Genomic DNA, 22,113 nt, shown 5'->3' with positions numbered 1-22,113 from the left:
GAGGCACTTGTACTACATGACTGATATCCAAACCACTTTTTCCGACCTGGGTCTTAACGAATTCATCCTTAAAGCACTGAACGGCTTGGGCTATGAGAAGCCGTCACCGATTCAGGCTGAATGTATCCCACATCTGCTGGCAGGCCGCGATGTACTGGGTATGGCACAAACCGGTAGTGGTAAAACCGCAGCGTTCTCTTTGCCGCTGCTGCACAACCTCGACCCTGAACTGAAAGCACCACAGATTCTGGTGCTGGCACCGACGCGTGAGCTGGCGGTGCAGGTTGCAGAAGCCTGCAACGAGTTTTCTAAACATATGCACGGCGTTAACGTACTGGCACTGTACGGTGGCCAGCGTTATGACGTGCAGCTGCGTGCGCTGCGTCAGGGCCCGCAGATCGTCGTCGGTACGCCGGGTCGTCTGCTGGATCACCTGAAGCGCGGTACGCTGGATCTCTCTAACCTGCGTGGCCTGGTGCTGGACGAAGCAGATGAAATGCTGCGCATGGGCTTTATCGAAGACGTAGAAACCATCATGGCGCAGATCCCGGAAGGTCATCAGACCGCTCTGTTCTCTGCCACCATGCCGGAAGCGATTCGCCGTATTACGCGTCGCTTTATGAAGGATCCGCAGGAAGTGCGTATCCAGAGCAGCCTGACTACGCGTCCTGACATCAGCCAGAGCTACTGGACTGTCTGGGGCCGTAAAACTGACGCGCTGGTTCGCTTCCTGGAAGCAGAAGATTTCGATGCGGCGATTATTTTCGTACGTACTAAAAACGCCACGCTGGAAGTTGCTGAAGCGCTGGAGCGTAGCGGCTACAGCAGCGCTGCGTTAAACGGCGACATGAACCAGGCGCTGCGTGAGCAGACGCTGGAACGTCTGAAAGATGGTCGTCTGGATATCCTGATCGCCACCGACGTTGCTGCCCGTGGTCTTGATGTTGAACGCATCAGCCTGGTCGTAAACTATGATATCCCGATGGATTCAGAGTCTTACGTTCACCGTATCGGCCGTACCGGTCGTGCAGGTCGTGCTGGCCGTGCGCTGCTGTTCGTCGAAAACCGCGAACGTCGCCTGCTGCGCAACATCGAGCGCACCATGAAGCTGACTATTCCGGAAGTTGAACTGCCGAACGGTGAGCTGCTGAGCGCGCGTCGTCTGGAAAAATTCGCCGCGAAAGTACAGCAGCAGCTGGAAAGCAGCGATCTGGATCAGTACCGTGCGCTGCTGAGCAAACTGTCGCCGGAAAACGATCTGGAGATGGATACGCTGGCTGCCGCGCTGCTGAAAATGGCGCAGGGCGAACGTCCGCTGATTGTGCCGCCGGAAGCACCGCGTCCGCAGCGTCGTGAATTCCGCGAGCGTGATGAGCGCCGCAGCCCGCGTGATGCACGCGATGGCCGTGGCGAAAGCCGTGATGGCGATCGTCCGCGTCGTGAGCGTCGTGACGTTGGCGATATGGAACTGTATCGTATCGAAGTGGGCCGTGATGATGGCGTTGAAGTACGTCACATCGTTGGTGCTATCGCTAACGAAGGCGATATCAGCAGCCGTTACATCGGTAACATCAAGCTGTTTGGTACTCACTCAACTATCGAGCTGCCGAAAGGCATGCCGGGTGAAATCCTGCAGCACTTCACCCGCACGCGTATTCTGAACAAACCGATGAATATGCAGCTGATGGGTGATGCGCAGCCGCGTGAGCGTTCTGAGCGTGGTGGTGAGCGTCGTCCTGGCGGTCGCGGTGGCTTCGGCGGCGAACGTCGTGAAGGCGGCGCAGGTCGTGAAGGCGGTCGTCGTTTCAGCGAGCGTCGTGAAGGCGGAGCCCGTGGTAACGGTAACCGTGATGGCGCAAGCCGTGGTCCGCGTCGTGAAGACAGCGCCAGTGGTACAGGTGCCGTTCGCCGTCGCGACTACTAATCGCTAAGCGTGAAATAAAAAACCAGCCGTAAGGCTGGTTTTTTTATGCGTGCAATTCAGGCTGGCTTACAGCGACTGTGCGGCCTGCATCGCCAGTTCAAACGAGCGCAAACGCGCCTGACGATCGAAAATCTGACCGTTAACCATGATCTCATCCGCCTGGGTTTCGCGGATCAAGGCCGCCAGCCCATGCTGCACCTTGGTAACATCCCCCACCAGCGACATGCTTAACGCCTGCTGCACGCCATATTGCTCAGACGGCGTCCAAAGGCTATCCATATTCTCTACCGGTGCCGGTAGCGGGCCAGGTTTGCCGCGGCGCAGGTTAATAAACTGCTGCTGCATGGAAGTGAACAGGAAGCGGGCTTCCCGCTCGGTATCCGCCGCGACGATATTGATACATACCATGGCGTAAGGCTTATCGAGACGCGCCGACGGCTGGAAGTTCTCACGATACATATGTAACGCCTGGAATAGCAGGTCGGGCGCGAAATGGGAGGCAAAGGCAAACGGCAACCCAAGCTTCGCCGCCAGCTGCGCGCTGTACAGGCTGGAGCCCAACAGCCAGACCGGGATTTCCGATCCCAGGCCCGGCACCGGCTGCACCGGCAGCTGCGCCTCTTTATCCGCATCAAACCAGCCGATCAGCGTTTCTACATCTTCCGGGAAGCTATCGATCAGGTGAGAGCTTTGATGGCGGCGCAACGCCATCATGGTGCGCTGATCGGAGCCCGGCGCGCGGCCCAGGCCCAGATCGATGCGACCTGGATAGAGCGCTTCCAGCGTGCCGAACTGCTCTGCGATCACCAGCGGAGCATGGTTGGGCAGCATAATACCGCCGGAGCCGAGGCGTAGCGTTTGGGTATTCGCCGCCAGATAGCCAATCAGCACGGAGGTGGCGGCGCTGGCGATACCGGTCATATTATGATGCTCAGCCAGCCAGTAACGATGAAAGCCTAATCCTTCTGCCTGCTGAGCCAGCGCCAGCGAGGCGTGAAACGCATCACGCGCTGAGGCGCCCTGCGGAATCGGCGCCAAATCGAGTACTGACAGAGGAACGTTTTTTTTCTCAGACATATCTGCTCACTTTGTTGGCTACAGGCCGAAAGCGTCAACCTTGTAGGAAAACATGCATTCACTTTACCGTATTGCACTTTTAGCAGAGTAGTCAGAATATGCCCTGAGAGCAAAGCGGCAGCAGGCAGGGCGTTAAAATCAGCGCTGCTCCACGCTTTACGATTCCAGCGCCATACCGGCCAGCTTGCGCCAGTAGCCGTTACAGTCATTTCGCTGCGCCATCATCAGCGGGGCGGCGCCCTCTTCATTTGCGCGGAAGCGATCGATAAGCGCCAGCGTCTGTTTATCTTCTGGCGACAGACGAACCACATCGACCAGACCATGCATGCTGGTAAGATCGTTACCCAGGTTATAACAGTAGCCGCTCATGGTCTGAATGCCGTTGAGCACAAAAACCTGCTGATCTTCCTGCGACAGCACGCGTCGCCCCTGCGGATAGTTAGTGCAGCAGGTTTCGCATTCATCTTTGGGTTTATCTTCTGACCGGGCGGTAAAACAGCGCGCCGACAACGCCAGCGGCAGATGGCCGTAAGCCAGCACCTCGGTCTCAAACTTGCCATGAATGCCCAGTCCATGACACTGCTGCTGAATGTTGAGCAGCCAGTCGCGCGACAGCTCAACCGGCATACACCAGCGCGTCATGCCGAGCCGCAGCAGCATCTGCAATGTCACGGCGTTATAGCAATTAAGCGCATGACCCACGACAAAAGGCAGTTTCTGCTCCGCCGCCATATTCACGGTGCCGAAATCGTTGGCTTCAATCAGAAACTCGCCGTTATCGACGTAACGTTTAATTTCCTGTAATTCCGAGGCGGACTGCACCAGCGCCAGCGTACTGAATACCACCTGCTTGCCGCTTTGCGCCAGCAGACGGGCAAATTCCATCCATTGATTAAAGCGGGTCGCGCGGCGTTTGCTGCATACCGACTCGCCTAAATAAACGATATCCGCGCTGCTGTGTGCGGCGGCCTGATAAAAATCGGCCAGCGTATCCGTTGGCCAGTACCAAAGGACCGGCCCTAAAGAGTATTTCATTATCTTTCCTTACTGCCACTTACGGTGATAGGCGCCAAGGGTGGTTTGCGTGCCTTCCGCCAGCGCGCCTAATTCCGTCATCCAGTTTTCCTGTACGGCGAAAGCGCCCGGCTCGGCTTTACAGCGATCGATCGCCTGACGCCAAATACGGGCGACCTGCGCAACATAGGCCGGGCTGCGCTGGCGGCCTTCGATTTTCACCGAGGCGATATTGGCGGCTAACAAATCGGGCAACAGCTCAAGCGTATTCAGGCTGGTGGGCTCTTCCAGCACGTGATAGCGCTGCCCGTCAACCTGATAGCGCCCCTTACACAAGGTGGGGTAGCCCGCGTTTTCGTTGGCTTCATAACGGTCAATCAGCACTTCATTAAGGCGTGACTCCAGCCCGGCAGGGGTTTGCTGCCAGCGCACAAAGCGCGCGGGCGAACAGGCGCCCACGGTATTCGGTGATTCGCCGGTCATCCACGAAGAGAGGTAGCAGCGGCCTTCCGCCATGATGCACAGGCTGCCGAAAGCGAATACTTCCAGCGGAACCGGCGTATTACGCGCCAGCTGACGCACCTGATGTATCGAGAGCACGCGCGGCAGCACCACGCGGGCCACCGCAAAGTGCTGATGATAAAAGCGAATCGCTTCCAGATTGGTCGCGGATGCCTGAACAGAGACATGACGCTCGACGTGCGGGTAGCGATTGGCGGCATACTCCAGCATCGCCAAATCAGCGATAATCAAGGCGTCAGCACCGTTATCCACCGCCATATCGATCGCATTTTGCCAGCGTTGAAAGCCGTCGGGCTGAGCAAAAGTATTAATGGCGACGTGCAGCTTACGCCGATGCTGATGCACAACGCGTGCTGCTTCTTTCAGGCGTTTATCAGTAAAGTTCAGGCCAGCAAAATGACGCGCATTAGTGTCATCTTTCAGTCCGATGTAAACTGCATCTGCGCCGTTTTCAATCGCTGCCTTTAGCGCGGGCAAGTTTCCTGCCGGACAAAGGAGTTCCATGGCAAATCCTGTAGGCAATAAATAATTGCGCCGAGTGTAGACAAGCTCAGCGTGAGAAATTTTGATTTAAGGCAGCGAATGGCGTATTGATCGGATTAGTGTTGCTAAATTGTTCATCTGACAACGTGATTTATTGATCCAGCTAGCCTGGTAAAACCAGGGCTGTGGCAAAATAGCGCCTGGCTATTTAAAGGAGTAAAAACTGTGTTAAATATGCTTCGCGCTCAGTGCGTTAATCATGGGCCGCGCCTGCTGCGTCTGCCGGTGCAGTTCACGCCCTTTACCCTGAAAAAAGTTTTACTGCAGCAGCTGCTAAATACACAGTTTCGCCATGCTTTGGCGGAAGGTGAGTTAGACTTTCTGCAGGGACGTTGGTTGGGGATTGATATTCACGATATCGCGCTGCGCTGGGCCGTGACGCTGCAAAACGATCGTTTACAGATTAACGATCGTGATGAGGCCGATGTCTGGTTCCGTGGCAGCGCCAACGATCTGCTGTTGATCGCCGCACGTAAAGTGGATCCGGATACGCTTTTTTTCCAGCGCCGCCTGGTGATTGAAGGCGACACCGAGCTGGGGCTGGAAGTCAAAAATCTAATGGATGCGATCGAACTGGAAAATATGCCAGCGCCGCTGCGCATTGGATTAATGCAACTGGCTGACTTTGTCGAGGCTGGCCTGAACGAGGACGCGAAATCTCCGGGAGATCGCGCAGGTGTTTCATGTTGATTCGTACAGAAATAGGGGTGGATGCAGCGGGTATTGACAGCCTGCTGCGCCGCTGTTTCCCCACCGGTGCCGAGGCGGATCTGGTACAACGGCTGCGGGAAGATGGTCAGCTTACGCTGGGCGTGGTTGCGACTGACGACGAAGGGCAGGTGCTTGGCTATGCCGCTTTTAGTCCGGTCACCTTGCAGGGTGAAGATCGCAACTGGGTAGGGCTGGCACCGCTGGCGGTAGAGGAGTCCGTACGTCGCCAGGGCATCGGCAAACAGCTGCTTTTTGAAGGGCTGGATACGTTAAATGAATTCGGCTATGCCGCCGTGGTGGTGCTGGGCGATCCCGCCTGGTATGGCCGCTACGGCTTTGAACCGGCGGCGCGCCATCAGCTGCATTGCCCATGGCCGGGCACGGAAGCCGCTTTTCAGGTATACAAACTGGCGGATGACGCGTTTGTCGACGTCAGCGGCGAGGTGGCGTATTCCACGCACTTTAACCTGAACGATCGCTAAGCCAGCAGGCCAGCGAAACCGGCTGGCCGAGCACCAGCCTGAGTTTTTCCTGCCGTGACAGCTGTTTTACCTGATACTCCAGCCGGGAAGCCATCGCGCGATCGCCCGCTTCGCAGGTAAACAGCAGTTCCAGCGGGCCTTTGCCGCGCAACGCTTTAGCGCCAGTGCCTTTCTGGTGTTGCTGAAAGCGACGCGGCACATTATTGCTGATGCCGGTGTAAAGCGCACCGGCAGCGGTACGCACGATATAAAGCTGCCAGGACGCGGAAGCGATTTCACTCATTTTGCTGACCTCCATTGCGAGAGGGCATTGTAACGGCAACGCTTCCCGCAGGTCATGGCTGGCGATAATTTTTATCACGGAGTAAGCGTGTCTGACGTTAGCGCGATGGTTCGCTATTTGAAAAAGCAGCATGTGCTGTCGGTGTGCTGTCATAACAATGATGATTTTTGGTGCGCCAACTGCTTTTATCTGTTCGATGAGGCGCGTATGGCCTTTTGGATTATGACGGAAAGCCATACGCGTCACGGCGCGCTGATGGCGCAGCAGCCGCGGGTGGCCGGTACGGTAAGCGCACAAACGAAAACCGTGATGTTGATTAAAGGTATTCAGTACCGGGGCGAGGCGCGTTTGCTGAGTGGCGAGCAGGAGCGGCAGGCGCGCGCAGCCTACGGGCGACGTTTCCCTGTAGCGCGGGCATCAACGGCGCCGCTGTGGGAGCTCAGGCTGGATGAGATAAAAATGACCGATAACACCTTAGGCTTCGGTAAGAAAAACCACTGGCGGCGTACTACCGAAGATTGTTGATCGCTGTAGGGATAACGCGTTTCGGGATGTCCGTTACGCTGTCAGAGGAAGCTGTGCAGCACATCGCCGCACAGCGCACGATTACAGGTTGTTGAGAATACGCAGCGATTCCTGATTAAAGGCAGGCAGATCCTCTGGCGTACGGCTGGTAACCAGCTTATCGTTATCTACCACGACCTCTTTATCATAAAAGTCAGCGCCCGCATTCTTCAGATCGATGGCGATGGCTTTTACGCAGGTCATTTTACGTCCGCGTACGCCGTTGGCGCTGATTAACAGCTGCGGGCCGTGGCAGATGGCAAAGATCGGCTTCCCGCTGGCGACAAATTCTTTGGTAAAGCTGACGAAGCGGTCATCGCCACGCAGCGAATCGGGCGAATGCCCGCCGGGCAGCAACAGCGCATCAAACTCCGCCGGGCTGACATTATCAATACTCTTATCTATTTTTACCTGTGCCTTTCCCTGCTTACCCGTAACCGTTTTACCGGCTTCCATCTCGATGGTCACAACATCATGGCCCGCTTTGGTATAGGCTTCTGCAGGGGAGGTAAATTCAGAGTCTTCAAATTCATCGGTAATCAACACCGCTATTTTCTTGCTCATCTTTATCCTCCTGTTTATGTGGTGCTACCGGTTAAGTCTGGTTGAGGATGCTGAAAAATCAAATAATTTGCGCCGCTTGCGCTAATAATCTTTCAGATAACAGCGGGTTAAACGGCAAATCAGATCGTGCCAGTTGGTAAGTATTTTTTACCGAGCAACGGATTCGGGTTCAGGCGTGGCGCGGTTTAGCGCAGATAATGGATAACCTGATTACTGCTGCCGCGCCACACCAGCTTGGGGTCTTTTAATTCCCGGATAAATTTGCCATCCACCAGCACATTTAGCTCAGCCACCACCTGCTGCTGCGCTGCGCTTAATTCTGCCAGCCTATAGCCGGTCCACAACCAGATATCCTTGCCGGGGCAGGCGCGGCGCACGCGGCGCACCAGGCGCAGCACATCGGGCACATTAGCCGGATGCAGCGGATCGCCGCCGGAAAGGGATAAGCCCTGGCGCGGAATCCGCGTATCACTCAGATCCGCAATCAGCTGTTCTTCCATATCAATGGTAAAAGGAACGCCGGAGTTCAGCCGCCAGGTGCGCTGGTTATAGCAGCCGGGACACTCATGCTCACAACCAGCAACAAACAGCGTACAGCGGGTGCCTGGCCCATTTACCACATCAATCGGGTAATACTGATGGATGTTCACAGATGTTTTACTCGCCGCTTCACCTCTTCCTGTTTACCGGCGTTAAACGGTCGGGCATCGGGGCTGCCCAGATAGCCGCATACGCGTCGCGTAACGGAGACGCGAGCCGGATCGTGGTTGCCGCAGGCCGGGCAGGTAAAGCCTTTGCTGGTGCAGTCAAACTCGCCGGTAAAGCCGCACTCGTAACATTCATCAATTGGCGTGTTGGTGCCGTAATAGGGCACATGGTTATAGCTGTAGTCCCAGACATCTTCCAGCGCTTTCAGGTTGTGCTGTAGGTTGGGATATTCGCCGTAACAGATAAAACCGCCGTTGGCGATAGTGGGGTAAACGGCTTCAAAATCGAGCTTATCGTACGGGTTCACTTTCTTTTCCACATCCAGGTGGAAACTGTTGGTGTAGTAGCCTTTATCGGTGACGCCTTTTACCTGACCAAACTCGGCGGCATCAAGGCGGCAGAAGCGATCGCACAGGTTTTCGCTCGGCGTGCTGTAGAGACTAAAGCCGTAGCCGGTTTCCTCTTTCCAGGCATCAACCGCCGCCCGCAGGCGCGTGACAATCGCCAGCGCTTTCGCGCGCAGCAGCTCGCTGTCGTAGAGGTGCGTCTCGCCGCCGCTCAGGGCGTTAATGGTCTCATGCAGGCCGATATAGCCGAGAGAAATAGAGGCGCGGCCATGTTTAAAAATTTCCGCCACGTTATCGTCAGCGTTCAGCCGCACGCCGCAGGCGCCTTCCATATACAGGATCGGCGCCACGCGCGCTTTGGTCTGTTCCAGCCGGGCGATACGCGTCATTAGCGCTTTCTTCGCAATGGCTAACCGCTCATCAAGCAGCTGCCAGAAGCGCGTTTCATCGCCGCGCGCTTCCAGACCAATACGCGGCAGGTTAAGGCTGATCACGCCGAGGTTATTACGCCCATCGTGAACCTGCTCGCCGTTCTCTTCCCAGACGCCAAGAAAGCTACGGCAGCCCATCGGCGTTTTAAACGAGCCGGTGACCTCAACCACACGATCGTAGTTAAGAATATCGGGATACATGCGCTTACTGGCACACTCCAGCGCCAGCTGTTTAATATCGTAATTGGCATCGCCCGGACGGCGATTAAGCCCTTCACGAATCGCAAACACAAGTTTAGGGAACACGGCGGTTTTACGATTTTTACCGAGACCCGCGATACGGTTGCGCAAAATAGATTGCTGAATCAGGCGCGCCGCCCAGCTGGTGCCGAGGCCAAAGCCAAAGGTAACAAACGGCGTCTGGCCGTTGGCGGTATGCAGCGTGTTGACCTCATACTCCAGCGACTGGAAGGCGTCGTAGCACTCTTTTTCGGTACGCTCGCGGGCGTAGCGTTCGCTTTCGTTAATTTGCCAGTCACGCGCGACCGCCAGATGTTTTTCATAGCTCACTTCCACAAAGGGCGCGAGGATCTCATCGATGCGGTTGATGGTGGTGCCGCCATAAATATGGCTGGCGACCTGAGCGATAATCTGCGCCGTCACCGCCGTGGCGGTCGCAATGGATTTGGGCGGTTCGATCTCGGCGTTGCCCATTTTGAAGCCGTTGGTGAGCATGCCTTTTAAATCGATCAGCATGCAGTTAAACATCGGGAAGAAGGGGGCGTAATCGAGGTCGTGGTAGTGGATTTCGCCGCGCTGGTGGGCGCGAACCACATCACGCGGCAGCATATGCTGTTGGGCATAATGTTTGGCGACGATGCCCGCCAGCAAGTCGCGCTGGGTAGGGATAACCTTGCTGTCTTTGTTGGCATTTTCATGCAGCAGCGCGGGATCGCTCTGCTCAACCAGCCCGCGGATCGCCTTGCTCAGCTTGCCGCGCTGCTCACGTGCCTGATCGCGGTCGTGACGATATTCAATATATTGACGCGCCAGCTGTGGATAACGGCCCGCCATCAATAAATCTTCTACCGCCTGCTGAATTTCATGAATATCGACGCGCTCGCAGCTGCTGATTTGTTCACTGACCTGCTGGGCTACCGCTAAACAGTAAGGCTCATCTTCAATCTGCGCGGCGCGAGCCGCGGCACGAATTGCTTCAGCAATACGCTGTTGATCAAAGGCTACCTGGCAGCCGTCTCGTTTTACCACCGTCGTTGTCACCACCCTTCTCCTGTGAAGACATTACTATATGTAGGACTGGTGATGAATAATAGACCCTATATATGGTGCTTTCACTTATTTAAGCGTGCTTTTTTTGATGCAGAACATGGATCGCCAGAGGCGGTCGAAAACTTAAGCAACGGTAATAAAAAGGAGGTATGGCAGGGGAGGCAGGGAGAGAAGGCTGCGCGCCAGGCGCGCGCAGCGGTTTAACTTAATGATTTTTCTTCTGATACCACCAGACCGCTTCCCACGGTCGCAGCATGATTTCACCCGGCTCGTTTTTGGGGTCGGGATAGTTGCTCATCAGCACTTCCCAGCTACTGCCAAACGACGCTTCCGGATGCCAGGTTTGCGCTTCACGACTAAAGTTCGCCATCACCACCAGCGTTTCACCTTCATACTGGCGTTGATAACACCACAGATAAGGGTGATTCGGCAGCAGGTCGAGATAGTCGCCCCAGGTCAGGATCAGATAGTGCTTACGCAGCTGAATAAGCCGCTGATAAGTGTAAAAAATGGAGTTGGGATCGGCGATTGCCGCTTCGGCATTGATGGTTTCATAATTCCGACTCATGCCAATCCACGGCGTGCCGGTGGTGAAACCGGCATTCTCGCTGGCATCCCACTGCATCGGCGTACGGCCATTATCGCGCGATTTACTGGCCAAAATCTCCAACAGGTTCTCGCTGTCGCGGCCCTGGGTACGCAGCTCGGCGTACATGTTATGACTTTCCACATCGCGATAATCGATAATGCGCGTAAAGCCGGGATTGATGATACCGAGTTCTTCGCCCTGGAAAATATAAGGCGTGCCCTGCATGCCGTGCAGCACCATAGCCAGCATCTTCGCCGACTGGACGCGATATTCGCCGTCGTCGCCCCAGCGCGATACCACACGCGGCTGATCGTGGTTACACCAGAACAGGGCGTTCCAGGCGCGATTGTGCATACCTTGCTGCCAGTGGGTGAAAATTTTCTTCTGCGCCACCAGATCCAGCGGCGTCAGAGTCCACTTCTGCCCGTTCCAGAAATCGACTTCGACATGGTCAAAGCTAAACACCATCGACAGCTCATCGCCCTCCAGCGAGCCATACTGCTGGCAGTGCTCCAGCGTGGCGGAAGACATCTCGCCGACCGTCACCAGCTCACGTGGCCGGAACACGTCCTGGCTTATCTCACGCATATACTCGTGGATACGCGGGCCGTCGGTATAGAGACGCAGGCCATCGCCGTCGGGATCGTCAGGGAAATCCTGATGCTTGGATACCAGGTTAATGACGTCGAGACGCAGCCCATCGATACCGCGATCGGCCCAAAAGTTAACAATCTGCTTGAGCTCGGCGCGTACGCTCTCGTTTTCCCAGTTCAGGTCAGCCTGTTCCGGCGCCCACAGGTGCATATAGTATTGATTACTTTCCGGATGCCAGCGCCAGGCGGAGCCGCCAAACTTCGACTTCCAGTTATTGGGCGGTTCGTTTGGCGTACCGTCGCGCCAGATATAGTAGTCGCGATAGGGACTTTCCGGGTTCAGCGATTCATGGAACCAATGGTGCTGTGTGGAAGAGTGGTTAAACACCATATCGAGGATAACGCGCAGCCCGCGTTTGTGCGCCTGCTCGATCAGATGGTCGAAATCGCTCATGGTGCCGTAAGCGGGATCGATGGCGGTGTAGTTCGCCACATCGTAGCCGTTATCAACCTGCGGTGAAATATAAAAAGGCGTCAGCCAGAGCGCATCCACACCCAGCAATTTCAGATAGTCCAGACGCTGAATTACACCGGCCAGGTCGCCTGTGCCACTACCGGTCGTATCCTGAAAGCTCTTGGGATAGATTTCATAAATGACACCGTTCTGCCACCATGGTGGAGTTTTCTTCATTGCTCAATCCTGATTGCTTATCGGGGCGGGAACCTCCGCCCGTTTTATCGAAAAGTCTACTTTTTCACACTCAGTAAGGTTAGCTACTCATTACGATTACGACACGCCGGACGCTGAGGAATCCGCTGAAAAAGCGTTTTTTTGCTCTCTCAGGAGTGGAAAAAGGCTGTGGCTTCATAAACTAGCGGCCGATCCGCGCACGTTATGCAGCCAGGTAAAACTCTTTACAGGGATGTTGCAAAAATTTTCCGCCGTCGCTGATTTGACCGCGCAATGAATGTTGCCATGTTACAGCCAGACGCGTAACAGGCGGCTGCGGCTATTCATAGATAAAAAAGGCTTTGCGCTACGTGAATAAGATAGCTTAGCCGTACTGGCGCAGCGGCGCATACGCGCAAAAGGGAAAGGCCATTGCTATCGGCATGCGCGGATGAGCAAATCAGAAAAGGCCTGTTTTACGCCAGCTAAAAAGGCCAGTCGGGATACTGCGTTAAAAAGCCGCGTTCAGCTGACGCGGCTTTTATTATCACGCCGATTAGCGGCGGACGGCAATTGCTTCAATTTCAATTTTGACATCTTTTGGCAGACGCGCCACTTCCACGCAGGAACGAGCAGGGAAAGGCGCATTATGCTCGCTGAAGAACGCCTCATAGGCGGCATTAACAGTCGCGAAGTCGTTGAGGTCTTTTACAAATACTGTGGTTTTTACAATGTCGCTCACCTTCAGACCAGCGGCTTCGACAATGGCCTGCACGTTTTCCAGCGACTGACGCGCCTGGGCCGTAATATCATCGGCCACGGCGCCGGTTTTAGGATCGACCGGGATCTGGCCGGAGGTGATGATCATGCTGCCCAAATCGACGCCCTGAACATAAGGGCCGATAGCGGCAGGGGCATTTTCCGTGTTGATTTCGCGTGACATACATTCTCCTGATCTGTGGGATGCCAGGCGGACAGCCTGCCCGCCTTGTCGCTTCCATTATAGGGAGGCGCGAAATGATTACCAGTTCGCCAACACCACCTGATGGGCAAATTCTTTTTCGCAATATTTGCATTTCAGCTGCACGTTTTCCGCGCGCTTTCTGACGGCAAAACTGGAGTAAACCGGCTCCGTGCGGCTGATGCAGTTGCCGTTGGGGCAGGTGAGGACGCGCTCGATGCGATCCGGCAGCGCCGGGGCGATTTTAGCCACCACTTCATAATCATCGATGCGGTTAACGGTGGCATGCGGCGCATAGACTGCCAGCTGGTTGATCTGATCGTCAGTCAGGAAGGTGTTTTCGATCTTGATCAGATCTTTGCGGCCCAGCGCGCCGGAAGGCAAATTAAGCCCGATGGTAATGCGTTGATCGGTTTCCGTCAGGCGGAACAGCGTGAGAAGCTTAAAGCCTACCTGCGCCGGAATATGATCGATCACCGTGCCGCGTTTGATCGCTTCAACCTGTAATTTATCTTGCGTCATACTGTTTCCTCCTTACAGAACCGGATCGCTGTTAAGCACTAATGCCAGAAGCGCCTGACGCGCATAGATGCCGTTACCGGCCTGCTGGAAATACCAGGCGTAAGGTGTTTTATCCACGTCGGTGGCGATCTCATCAACGCGCGGCAGCGGGTGCAGCACCTTCATGTTGTCGCGCGCGCCCTGTAAATCGGCGGCGCGCAAAACAAACTGCGCCTTCACGTTGGCATATTCCGACGGATCGAGGCGCTCTTTCTGCACGCGCGTCATATAAAGAATATCAACCTGCGGCACCACCTCTTCGATACTGGCGTGGCGGCTCCAGGCGATGCCTTTTTCATCCAGCGTATCGGTAATATAGGCGGGCATCGCCAGCGCGTCGGGCGCAATAAAGAAGAAGCGGTTACCCTCGAACTTCGCCAGCGCCTGCGTCAGGGAGTGAACGGTGCGGCCATATTTCAGGTCGCCGACCATCGCCACGTTCAGATTGCTCAGGCGGCTTTGCGTTTCCTGGATGGTGAAGAGGTCAAGCAGCGTCTGCGTAGGGTGCTGATTCGCGCCATCGCCCGCGTTCAAGACCGGCGTCGCGCCGGAAAATTCGGTAGCCAGGCGCGCCGCGCCCTCCTGCGGATGCCGCATCACAATCGCATCGACATAGGTGCTGATAACCGAAATGGTATCGGCCAGCGTTTCGCCCTTTTTACCCAGCGAAGTATTGCTGCTGTCGGAGAAACCCACCACCGCCGCGCCCAGACGCTGAATCGCCGTCTCAAAAGAGAGGCGCGTGCGCGTTGAGGCCTCGAAAAAGCAGCTGGCGATCACTTTATGTTTCAACAGCTCCGGCTGCGGATTGGCCTTCAGGCTGGCTGCCGCATGCAGCACCAGCTCCAGCTCCTCGCGGCTGAGATCGTTAATCGAGATAATATGCTTGTGATACAGCGGATTCATGCGTCACTCTCCTTTAGGCGTGCCGGATTAAGGACGAAAAAAAGCCCCTGCAATGAGGGGCTTTCTTACGATCGGTCGCTGACGGAAGGAAACAGGCGCGCCGCCTGCATTCAGGCGTGATTGAGCGATGGCTATTTTATGGCTCAGCAGCATGCGTCCTCCCGACAAATTGTGGCGCATTATACCCATTCAGCGTGCGGCTTCAAGTAAAAAACGCACACCGGGTAACCGTTTGCGTTACGCTAATTTAGCGGGTTTTGCCAGCGTGGCGACCATTACCGCTTTAATGGTATGCAGCCGATTTTCCGCCTGATCAAAGACAATACTGTGCTCTGATTCAAACACTTCATTGGTAACTTCCATGCCGCCATTGAGCTGATATTGTTCGGCCATCTGTTTCCCCAGCGTGGTTTGATCGTCATGCAGCGCGGGCAGGCAGTGGAGAAATTTCACCCTGGCATTGCCGGTCAGCTGCAGCATCGCCATATTCACCTGGTAATCACGCAGCAGCGCGATACGCTCCTGCCAGCGTTCCTTGGCTTCGCCCATCGAGACCCACACATCGGTATAAATAAAGTCCGCCTGCTTAACGCCTTCAGCAATATCTTCCGTCAGGGTAATCTTGCCGCCGTTTTGCTGCGCGACTGCGCGGCATTCGTCAACCAGATGCGCTTCCGGCCAGCAGCTTTTCGGCGCGACTAATCGCAGGTCGATACCCATCAGCGCGGCGGCTTCCATCAGGCTGTTGCCCATGTTATTGCGCGCATCGCCCGCATAGGCCAGCACCATGGAGCGTAACGATTTTTCCGGCAGGTGCTCCTGCATGGTGAGCAGATCGGCCAGCAGCTGGGTGGGATGAAACTCATCGGTCAGGCCGTTCCATACCGGCACGCCAGCATCGTTCGCTAAGGTTTCCACAATCTGCTGGCCGTGACCGCGATACTGGATGCCGTCATACATGCGGCCCAGCACGCGTGCGGTATCCTTAATCGATTCTTTATGACCGATCTGGCTGCCGCTGGGGCCGAGGTAAGTGACGCGCGCGCCCTGATCAAACGCGGCAACTTCGAAAGAGCATCGGGTGCGGGTCGACTCTTTTTCGAAGATGAGCGCGATGTTTTTTCCCTGCAGGTGCGGCACTTCTTCACCATTTTTTTTGGCGATTTTTAATTCAGCGGCGAGGGCCAGCAGAGCATTAATTTCAGCGGGGGTAAAATCGAGCAGCCTGAGGAAATGGCGTTGATAAAACTGACTCATACAGCGCTCCTTGTCTCTTTGAGAATGAATTAAAATTCAATTTAACGGTATGAATATGCATTTTCAACCCTGCGCGCAATAAACTTTTGCTTTTGTGTAGTGGCGCGGAGTGCAGTGTGGGAAAATAATCACATTGTCTGCCAAAACAGAGGAACCCATCATGGCATATGAAGAATTGCTGGAAGAGCAGCGCGAAGAGACGCGAGCGATTATCGAAGAGCTGCTGGAAGATGGCAGCGATCCCGATGCGCTCTACACCATTGAGCACCATTTTTCCTGCGACAGCTTCGAGGCGCTGGAAAAAGCGGCGGTAGATGCCTTTAAGCTGGGCTATGAAGTGACCGAGCCGGAAGAGCTGGAGCTGGAAGATGGTTCAACCGTTATGTGCGTTGATATCCTGAGCGAGCTGGCGCTGAAGCCTGAGCTGATCGATGTGCAGGTTGAGCAGCTGGTGAATTTGGCCGGTAAACATAATGTCGATTATGACGGCTGGGGCACCTACTTCGAAGATCCGGACGCGGAAGATGAAGAAGAAGAGGGTGATTACGTTGATGAAGACGATGACGGTATCCGTCATTAATCGCCTGCCGCTGTAAATATTGATCCGGCGTGCCGCTAAGGCGCGCCTTTTAACCGTAGCGATAGTATGAATTACGCCGATCTTCTTGCTCCCATTCACCACTTTTTGCATTGCCGCACGCCGCAGGCGTGGATCGATGAGGCGCGCAAACCCGAAAACCTTGCCTTGCTGCTGACGGACCATCTGGTTTGTGAACTAAAAGCGGCGCAGACGGCCACCTGGCTGATTCGTAAATATGTTGCTGATAAGCCCAGCGGCGACGCGATTCTCGCCTGGCTAAAGCCTTATGAAGCCTTTGTGCATCGTGAAGATCACGACAGCGAATTTATTAAAGCGCATAAAAATTTATCAAAGCGCATTATTGCCCGTAACGATATTCCCTGGGGCGACGAGCTGCTGGATAAGATGATGCTGCTGATTAAAGAAGAGCTGCACCACTTTTATCAGGTATGGGAGATCATGCAGGCGCGCGGTATCGCCTATCAAAAGATTACCGCCAGCCGGTATGCCAAAGGCTTGCTGCGTGAAGTGATTACGCATGAGCCGGAAACGCTGGTGGATAAGCTGATCTGCGGCGCCTATATTGAGGCGCGCTCCTGCGAGCGATTTGCCAGCCTGGCGCCGTGGCTGGACGAGGAACTGGCCGCATTTTACGTTTCGCTGCTGCGCTCCGAGGCGCGTCACTATCAGGATTATCTGGCGCTGGCGGCACGCATTGCGCCTTTTGATATTACCAGCAGGGTGCGCCAAATCGGCGAGGCGGAAGCGCGCTTGATTCAGGAACCGGATAACGAACTACGCTTTCACAGCGGCGTTCCGGCATGGGCATAGCGTGTAGGCTGCTGTGGCAAAACTTCTGGAGGTATCATTATTCGTATAGCCATCGCCCTGCTTTTGCTGATTCAGAGAACATCCTGACCGTGAGGGGATGGCTGGTTTGTTTTATCGGTTTTTTCGTAAACCATTTGCGGAAAAACCAGCTGACTTTCCAGGGATAGTAGTTGTCAATATTCATTGATGAGATATCCACGCCGAAGACGTGTTCATATTTGCTTATTACCGGTAGTAAATCTTCTGGTTCGGTATATTCCTGAAGGATATCATCGATGCTCAGCAAATTATTTTGCGTGGGCAATAATCCCAGTACAGGAAGCTGTTCTCTAAAGAACGACAAAACCGCTTCATCCGTTACCATATTTATGGTCAATGTGCACTGCTACCATGTTCATATTATTTGTTTAATGTGATGTACTTTCCTTTTATGTGTTTACCTGACAGATCTATAACCGTCAATAACGAAGCTACTAACCCAGCCGCAGTAAAAAGGCGCTTACAGCGCCTTTAACATTCTTACTTCGCAGTCATCGTGGCCGGTGCAGCCGAGCGGGCCGTCAATATGCTGAAAGCCCAGCTTTTCATATAAGCGAATCGCCTGCGTCAGGCTGGCGGTGGTTTCCAGATAGCAGCGCTTAAAACCCTGCTCGCGCGCGAAATCCAGCGCCTGCAACGCCAGACGGTGCGCCATGCCGCGACCACGTAGCTGCGGCAGAAAATACATCTTTTGCAGCTCGCAAATATCCGGCGCGCTGCACTGCAACGGCGCAACACCGCCACCGCCAACGATCTCGCCATCCAGCTCAATCACCCAGTAGGCGCTATTGGCTTCGCTATAAAGCTCAAACAGCCGATCCAGATTCGGGTCGGAAACGGTATAGCCTTTATCGGCGGTCAGGCCGAACTCAGCCGATACGGTACGAATAACCTGGGCGATATGCGGGTTATCGGCCGCACAAATAGGGCGAACGCGTAGCGAAGTCTCTGGGGCGATAGTCATACGTCTGGCTCAGATTAAGAAAAGGAAAAAGAGTGTAATAACACCGCAGGCGGGTTGATGCAATGTCGGTGAGCGATAGCATAAAAAAACCGTGGTCAGGTTGCCCTGCCACGGTTGTGTTACCTCTGCCAATTACAGCGCGGCAATCACGCTCTGCTGCTCGATCAGTTTGGCTTTACCCTGTTCCAGCTCGTCCATACGAGCACGCTCTTTCGCCACTACCGCTTCCGGCGCACGGGCCACGAAAGATTCATTGGAGAGGCGCGCGTTGATTTTCTCCATCTCGGCTTCCAGCTTCGCCAGCTCTTTCGCCAGACGATCCAGCTCCGCTTCCTTATCCACCAGACCGGCCATCGGGATCAGCAGCTCAGCGCCATCCACCAGTTTGGTAACGGAAAGCGGGCCTTTTTCGCCCTGCGCCAGCACGGTGATGTCGCTTAAACGCGCCATCGCCTGCAGGAAGTTGCGGTTTTCGCTGACGCGACGTTGAGCATCCGCGCTCGCGCCACGCAGCAGCAGCTCCAGCGGTTTGCCCGGAGAGATGTTCATCTCAGCGCGAATATTACGCACCGCGACAATCGCCTGCTTCAGCCATTCCGTATCGGCCAGCGCCGCATTGTCCACCTGTTGCGCGTCGTAAACCGGGAAAGGCTGCAACATAATGGTATCGTCGCTGATGCCTTTCAGCACTTTGACGCGCTGCCAGATGGTTTCCGTGATAAACGGAATAATCGGATGCGCCAGACGCAGCAGCGCCTCTAACACGGTAACCAGCGTATGACGCGTACCGCGCAGTTCCGCTTCCGTACCGTTATGCATCACCGGCTTGGTCAGCTCCAGATACCAGTCGCAGAACTGGTTCCAGGTGAACTCATACAGGATATTGGCGGCGATATCGAAGCGATAGCTATCCAGCGCTTCACGATAGGCTTTCACCGTGTTGTTGAACTCTGCCAGAATCCAGCGATCGGCCAGCGACAGCGTCATCTCGCCGCCGTTCTGCCCGCAATCTTTCTCTTCGGTGTTCATCAGCACAAAGCGGCTGGCGTTCCACAGCTTATTACAGAAGTTGCGGTAGCCTTCCAGGCGCTTCATATCCCAGTTGATATCGCGACCGGTAGAGGCCAGCGCCGCCAGCGTAAAGCGCAGCGCATCGGTGCCCGCGGGTTCAATGCCGTTCGGGAACTGTTTCTCGGTGCGCTTACGGATTTTTTCCGCCAGCTGCGGCTGCATCATGTTGCCGGTGCGTTTTTCCAGCAGCGATTCCAGAGAAATACCATCCACCATATCCAACGGATCGATGACGTTACCTTTCGATTTCGACATCTTCTGGCCTTCTTCATCGCGGATCAAACCGGTCATATAGACGGTTTTGAACGGCACCTGCGGCTTACCGTTTTCATCCTTCATGAAATGCATGGTCAGCATGATCATGCGCGCAATCCAGAAGAAAATGATATCGAAGCCGCTGACCAGCACGCTGGTCGGATGGAAAGTACGCAGCGCTTCGGTGTTCTCCGGCCAGCCAAGGGTAGAGAAGGTCCACAGGCCGGAAGAGAACCAGGTATCCAGCACATCGTTGTCCTGATGCAGCTCAACGGCTTCATCAAGCTGGTTTTCCGCACGCACTTCTTCTTCGTTGCGGCCTACGTAAACGTTGCCCTGCGCGTCGTACCAGGCCGGAATACGATGGCCCCACCACAGCTGGCGTGAAATACACCAGTCCTGAATATCGCGCATCCAGGAGAAGTACATGTTTTCATACTGCTTCGGCACGAACTGGATATCGCCGTTCTCAACCGCTTCCACCGCCACTTTTGCCAGCGGCGCGGTACGCACGTACCACTGATCGGTCAGCATCGGTTCGATAACCACGCCGCCGCGATCGCCGTAAGGCACGGTCAGATCGTGGGCTTTCACCTCTTCCAGCAGGCCCAGCGCGTCAACGGCAGCGACGATCGCTTTACGGGCGGCAAAACGCTCCAGCTTCTGGAACGGCTCCGGCAGGGTGGTGGCGTAAAGGTCAGTTTCTTCGCCGTTGGTATCGTAAACCTGCGCGCTTTCGCGGATATCGCCATCAAAGGTCAGGATGTTGATCATCGGCAGCTGGTGACGACGACCCACTTCATAGTCGTTGAAATCGTGCGCCGGGGTGATCTTCACGCAGCCGGTGCCTTTTTCCATATCGGCATGCTCATCGCCGACGATCGGAATGCGACGATCCACCAGCGGCAGCACCACATATTTACCGATCAGATCTTTATAGCGCGGATCTTCTGGGTTAACCGCCACGCCGGTATCGCCCAGCAGGGTTTCCGGACGGGTGGTGGCAACCACCAGGTAATCTTTGCCGTCAGCGGTTTTCGCGCCGTCAGCCAGCGGATAGCGGATATGCCACATGGAACCTTTGGTTTCACGGCTTTCCACTTCCAAATCGGAGATCGCGGTGCGCAGTTTCGGATCCCAGTTCACCAGGCGTTTGCCACGGTAGATCAGGTTCTCTTTATACAGGCGAACGAACACCTCTTTCACCGCATTGGAAAGGCCTTCATCCATGGTGAAGCGTTCGCGCTCCCAGTCCACGGAGTTGCCAAGACGACGCATCTGATTGGTGATGGTGCCGCCGGATTCCGCTTTCCACTGCCACACTTTATCGATAAAGGCGTCGCGGCCGTAATCCTGACGGGTTTTTCCCTCGTCAGCGGCAATTTTACGCTCTACAACCATCTGCGTGGCGATACCCGCGTGGTCGGTGCCGACCTGCCACAGGGTATTTTTCCCCTGCATGCGCTGATAACGCACCATAGTGTCCATGATGGTTTGCTGGAAGGCATGACCCATATGCAAGCTACCGGTGACGTTCGGCGGCGGGATCATGATGCAGAAGCTTTCCTGGCTGGTATCGCCATTCGGTTTAAAGTAGCCCTGCTTTTCCCAATGCTCGTAAAGCGGCTGTTCGATCTCTTGCGGATTATATGTCTTTTCCATTTCTGCTATGTCGTTTGCGGCTGTGGCGGGGTTGCCGTATTCAAGTGGAAGCCGACGCTGCGATAGGCTTTATAGCGTTCACGCGCCTGCTGTTTCAAAGATTCTTCGCTCGGGACAAAGTCTATCACTTCATGGAAAGCGGTGGCAAAATCTGCAAACTGCGGCAGCAGGCTGATCAGCAGATCGCGCGGCGCATTGCCCCGTCGCTGTGGCCAGGCCAGCTCTACCGGCGCGCCATACTTTGGCCCTTCGCCAGCCAGATTATGCGGAACGAAGGCGTTAGCCGGACGTTGCCACAGCGCTTCATCCAGGCGAATCGCCTGCTGCTCATCTTCACAGGCGATCAAAATTCGCTGGCCTTTACGCCAGTGTGCGGCAGCAAGGTCGCAGGTTAGCCGCTCAACGGCACTCAGACCATCCGCTGCGGCGTCTTGGCCCGGAACCTGCTCCAGAAGATAGAACGTTGCGTTTTTCATGGTCTGGATTCTTTATGCGTGACAGAAAATTCCCCTTCCGGGCATCGATGCCGGAAGAAAAGGCACTTTACCATAACTCAGCCAGAATTTGCCTGTTCGGCGCGCGGGGAGATTGTACGCGGAGAGGGATCCCGGCAGGGCGCTAACAAGAAGAGATAACGGGCTGCGGCTCGTTGCCGTGCAGACCCGGCGCTGCGTTATTTCTGGCGATAACAAATAAAAAAATTAATTAGATAAT

The 22,113-nt window shown here is 55.2% G+C and carries 22 protein-coding genes; 6 read left to right on the top strand and 16 right to left on the bottom strand.

Going from position 1 to position 22,113, the window contains the following annotated elements:
* The first annotated feature begins 16 nt into the window (after positions 1-16).
* A complete protein-coding gene (locus J2X14_RS09670) occupies positions 17-1,924 on the top strand; it encodes a DEAD/DEAH family ATP-dependent RNA helicase (RefSeq protein ID WP_352410999.1) in 1,908 nt (635 codons plus the stop codon).
* 66 nt (positions 1,925-1,990) lie between these two features.
* On the opposite strand, the gene J2X14_RS09665 is transcribed toward J2X14_RS09670, so the two are convergent.
* The 3 genes from J2X14_RS09665 to ubiU form a co-directional block, all read right to left on the bottom strand.
* Complete coding sequence (locus tag J2X14_RS09665; protein ID WP_352410998.1) at positions 1,991-3,001, bottom strand: luciferase-like monooxygenase; 1,011 nt, start codon at positions 2,999-3,001, stop codon at positions 1,991-1,993.
* A gap of 156 nt (positions 3,002-3,157) precedes the next feature.
* Positions 3,158-4,036: a U32 family peptidase gene (locus J2X14_RS09660; protein WP_352410997.1), complete on the bottom strand. Its 879-nt coding sequence runs from the start codon at positions 4,034-4,036 to the stop codon at positions 3,158-3,160.
* Between the two features lie 9 nt (positions 4,037-4,045).
* Positions 4,046-5,041, bottom strand: coding sequence for a ubiquinone anaerobic biosynthesis protein UbiU (gene ubiU / locus J2X14_RS09655; protein WP_352410996.1), 996 nt, complete (start codon positions 5,039-5,041; stop codon positions 4,046-4,048).
* Between the two features lie 204 nt (positions 5,042-5,245).
* On the opposite strand from ubiU, the gene ubiT reads away from it, so the two are divergent.
* Entirely contained in the window at positions 5,246-5,770 is a 525-nt protein-coding gene (gene ubiT / locus J2X14_RS09650; RefSeq protein WP_502889987.1) for a ubiquinone anaerobic biosynthesis accessory factor UbiT, read from the top strand.
* Positions 5,764-6,273 carry a GNAT family N-acetyltransferase gene (locus tag J2X14_RS09645; RefSeq protein ID WP_352410995.1) on the top strand — a complete coding sequence of 170 codons (510 nt, stop codon included), beginning with the start codon at positions 5,764-5,766 and terminating at the stop codon, positions 6,271-6,273. The genes ubiT and J2X14_RS09645 overlap by 7 nt, the downstream gene beginning before the upstream one ends.
* Here the strand turns inward: J2X14_RS09645 and J2X14_RS09640 are convergent.
* Positions 6,254-6,556, bottom strand: a complete 303-nt coding sequence (locus tag J2X14_RS09640; protein ID WP_352410994.1) for a GIY-YIG nuclease family protein — start codon at positions 6,554-6,556, stop codon at positions 6,254-6,256. The two genes, J2X14_RS09645 and J2X14_RS09640, sit on opposite strands and share 20 nt — an antisense overlap.
* Before the next feature lie 87 nt (positions 6,557-6,643).
* On the opposite strand from J2X14_RS09640, the gene J2X14_RS09635 reads away from it, so the two are divergent.
* Positions 6,644-7,081, top strand: coding sequence for a YhbP family protein (locus tag J2X14_RS09635; protein ID WP_352410993.1), 438 nt, complete (start codon positions 6,644-6,646; stop codon positions 7,079-7,081).
* An 81-nt stretch (positions 7,082-7,162) separates the two neighbouring features.
* Here J2X14_RS09635 and J2X14_RS09630 read toward each other — a convergent pair whose 3' ends face one another.
* The 8 genes from J2X14_RS09630 to argF form a co-directional block, all read right to left on the bottom strand.
* Positions 7,163-7,684: a type 1 glutamine amidotransferase domain-containing protein gene (locus tag J2X14_RS09630; protein WP_352410992.1), complete on the bottom strand. Its 522-nt coding sequence runs from the start codon at positions 7,682-7,684 to the stop codon at positions 7,163-7,165.
* A 185-nt stretch (positions 7,685-7,869) separates the two neighbouring features.
* Complete coding sequence (gene nrdG / locus J2X14_RS09625; RefSeq protein ID WP_352410991.1) at positions 7,870-8,334, bottom strand: anaerobic ribonucleoside-triphosphate reductase-activating protein; 465 nt, start codon at positions 8,332-8,334, stop codon at positions 7,870-7,872.
* Entirely contained in the window at positions 8,331-10,451 is a 2,121-nt protein-coding gene (nrdD, locus tag J2X14_RS09620; RefSeq protein ID WP_352411090.1) for an anaerobic ribonucleoside-triphosphate reductase, read from the bottom strand. Before nrdD ends, nrdG begins: the two co-directional genes overlap by 4 nt.
* A 214-nt stretch (positions 10,452-10,665) precedes the next feature.
* Entirely contained in the window at positions 10,666-12,333 is a 1,668-nt protein-coding gene (treC, locus tag J2X14_RS09615) for an alpha,alpha-phosphotrehalase (RefSeq protein WP_352410990.1), read from the bottom strand.
* A 535-nt stretch (positions 12,334-12,868) separates the two neighbouring features.
* A complete protein-coding gene (ridA, locus tag J2X14_RS09610) occupies positions 12,869-13,255 on the bottom strand; it encodes a 2-iminobutanoate/2-iminopropanoate deaminase (protein WP_352410989.1) in 387 nt (128 codons plus the stop codon).
* A gap of 78 nt (positions 13,256-13,333) precedes the next feature.
* Entirely contained in the window at positions 13,334-13,795 is a 462-nt protein-coding gene (gene pyrI, locus J2X14_RS09605) for an aspartate carbamoyltransferase regulatory subunit (RefSeq protein ID WP_352410988.1), read from the bottom strand.
* Between the two features lie 12 nt (positions 13,796-13,807).
* The gene (gene pyrB, locus J2X14_RS09600; RefSeq protein WP_352410987.1) at positions 13,808-14,740 is read right to left on the bottom strand and encodes an aspartate carbamoyltransferase; all 933 of its coding nucleotides are present in this window, start codon (positions 14,738-14,740) and stop codon (positions 13,808-13,810) included.
* A gap of 237 nt (positions 14,741-14,977) precedes the next feature.
* On the bottom strand, positions 14,978-15,997 hold the full coding sequence (gene argF, locus J2X14_RS09595; RefSeq protein ID WP_352410986.1) for an ornithine carbamoyltransferase: 1,020 nt from the start codon (positions 15,995-15,997) through the stop codon (positions 14,978-14,980).
* A 160-nt stretch (positions 15,998-16,157) separates the two neighbouring features.
* On the opposite strand from argF, the gene rraB reads away from it, so the two are divergent.
* Together rraB and miaE are read left to right on the top strand one after the other, a co-directional pair.
* A complete protein-coding gene (gene rraB / locus J2X14_RS09590; protein ID WP_352410985.1) occupies positions 16,158-16,577 on the top strand; it encodes a ribonuclease E inhibitor RraB in 420 nt (139 codons plus the stop codon).
* A gap of 66 nt (positions 16,578-16,643) precedes the next feature.
* Positions 16,644-17,408: a tRNA isopentenyl-2-thiomethyl-A-37 hydroxylase MiaE gene (miaE, locus tag J2X14_RS09585; protein WP_352410984.1), complete on the top strand. Its 765-nt coding sequence runs from the start codon at positions 16,644-16,646 to the stop codon at positions 17,406-17,408.
* 37 nt (positions 17,409-17,445) lie between these two features.
* Here the strand turns inward: miaE and J2X14_RS09580 are convergent, their stop codons facing one another.
* The 4 genes from J2X14_RS09580 to J2X14_RS09565 all read right to left on the bottom strand — a co-directional run bounded on the left by J2X14_RS09580 (position 17,446) and on the right by J2X14_RS09565 (position 21,875).
* A complete protein-coding gene (locus J2X14_RS09580; protein ID WP_352410983.1) occupies positions 17,446-17,772 on the bottom strand; it encodes a DUF1493 family protein in 327 nt (108 codons plus the stop codon).
* A gap of 135 nt (positions 17,773-17,907) precedes the next feature.
* The gene (locus J2X14_RS09575; RefSeq protein WP_352410982.1) at positions 17,908-18,411 is read right to left on the bottom strand and encodes a GNAT family N-acetyltransferase; all 504 of its coding nucleotides are present in this window, start codon (positions 18,409-18,411) and stop codon (positions 17,908-17,910) included.
* Between the two features lie 132 nt (positions 18,412-18,543).
* Complete coding sequence (locus tag J2X14_RS09570) at positions 18,544-21,399, bottom strand: valine--tRNA ligase (protein WP_352410981.1); 2,856 nt, start codon at positions 21,397-21,399, stop codon at positions 18,544-18,546.
* Positions 21,400-21,404: 5 nt separating this feature from the next.
* Positions 21,405-21,875 (bottom strand): DNA polymerase III subunit chi, encoded by a 471-nt coding sequence (locus J2X14_RS09565; RefSeq protein ID WP_352410980.1) that lies wholly within the window; start codon positions 21,873-21,875, stop codon positions 21,405-21,407.
* Positions 21,876-22,113: the final 238 nt, after the last annotated feature.

This window comes from Mixta sp. BE291, from assembly GCF_031457955.1.
Taxonomy (GTDB): domain Bacteria; phylum Pseudomonadota; class Gammaproteobacteria; order Enterobacterales; family Enterobacteriaceae; genus Mixta.
The sequence above is the reverse complement of the archived record's forward strand: the minus strand, read 5'-3'. Positions and strand labels throughout refer to the sequence as shown.

What these genes read in the sequence shown, in the direction of transcription:
- J2X14_RS09660 (WP_352410997.1), bottom strand. Translation starts at nt 4,036, where the DNA reads ATGAAATACTCTTTAGGGCCGGTCCTTTGGTACTGGCCAACGGATACG.
- J2X14_RS09580 (WP_352410983.1), bottom strand. Translation starts at nt 17,772, where the DNA reads ATGGTAACGGATGAAGCGGTTTTGTCGTTCTTTAGAGAACAGCTTCCT.
- rraB (WP_352410985.1), top strand. Translation starts at nt 16,158, where the DNA reads ATGGCATATGAAGAATTGCTGGAAGAGCAGCGCGAAGAGACGCGAGCG.
- ubiU (WP_352410996.1), bottom strand. Translation starts at nt 5,041, where the DNA reads ATGGAACTCCTTTGTCCGGCAGGAAACTTGCCCGCGCTAAAGGCAGCG.
- treC (WP_352410990.1), bottom strand. Translation starts at nt 12,333, where the DNA reads ATGAAGAAAACTCCACCATGGTGGCAGAACGGTGTCATTTATGAAATC.
- pyrB (WP_352410987.1), bottom strand. Translation starts at nt 14,740, where the DNA reads ATGAATCCGCTGTATCACAAGCATATTATCTCGATTAACGATCTCAGC.
- J2X14_RS09665 (WP_352410998.1), bottom strand. Translation starts at nt 3,001, where the DNA reads ATGTCTGAGAAAAAAAACGTTCCTCTGTCAGTACTCGATTTGGCGCCG.
- ridA (WP_352410989.1), bottom strand. Translation starts at nt 13,255, where the DNA reads ATGTCACGCGAAATCAACACGGAAAATGCCCCTGCCGCTATCGGCCCT.
- miaE (WP_352410984.1), top strand. Translation starts at nt 16,644, where the DNA reads ATGAATTACGCCGATCTTCTTGCTCCCATTCACCACTTTTTGCATTGC.
- argF (WP_352410986.1), bottom strand. Translation starts at nt 15,997, where the DNA reads ATGAGTCAGTTTTATCAACGCCATTTCCTCAGGCTGCTCGATTTTACC.
- J2X14_RS09640 (WP_352410994.1), bottom strand. Translation starts at nt 6,556, where the DNA reads ATGAGTGAAATCGCTTCCGCGTCCTGGCAGCTTTATATCGTGCGTACC.
- J2X14_RS09565 (WP_352410980.1), bottom strand. Translation starts at nt 21,875, where the DNA reads ATGAAAAACGCAACGTTCTATCTTCTGGAGCAGGTTCCGGGCCAAGAC.
- J2X14_RS09670 (WP_352410999.1), top strand. Translation starts at nt 17, where the DNA reads ATGACTGATATCCAAACCACTTTTTCCGACCTGGGTCTTAACGAATTC.
- J2X14_RS09570 (WP_352410981.1), bottom strand. Translation starts at nt 21,399, where the DNA reads ATGGAAAAGACATATAATCCGCAAGAGATCGAACAGCCGCTTTACGAG.
- J2X14_RS09630 (WP_352410992.1), bottom strand. Translation starts at nt 7,684, where the DNA reads ATGAGCAAGAAAATAGCGGTGTTGATTACCGATGAATTTGAAGACTCT.
- J2X14_RS09645 (WP_352410995.1), top strand. Translation starts at nt 5,764, where the DNA reads ATGTTGATTCGTACAGAAATAGGGGTGGATGCAGCGGGTATTGACAGC.
- J2X14_RS09575 (WP_352410982.1), bottom strand. Translation starts at nt 18,411, where the DNA reads ATGACTATCGCCCCAGAGACTTCGCTACGCGTTCGCCCTATTTGTGCG.
- pyrI (WP_352410988.1), bottom strand. Translation starts at nt 13,795, where the DNA reads ATGACGCAAGATAAATTACAGGTTGAAGCGATCAAACGCGGCACGGTG.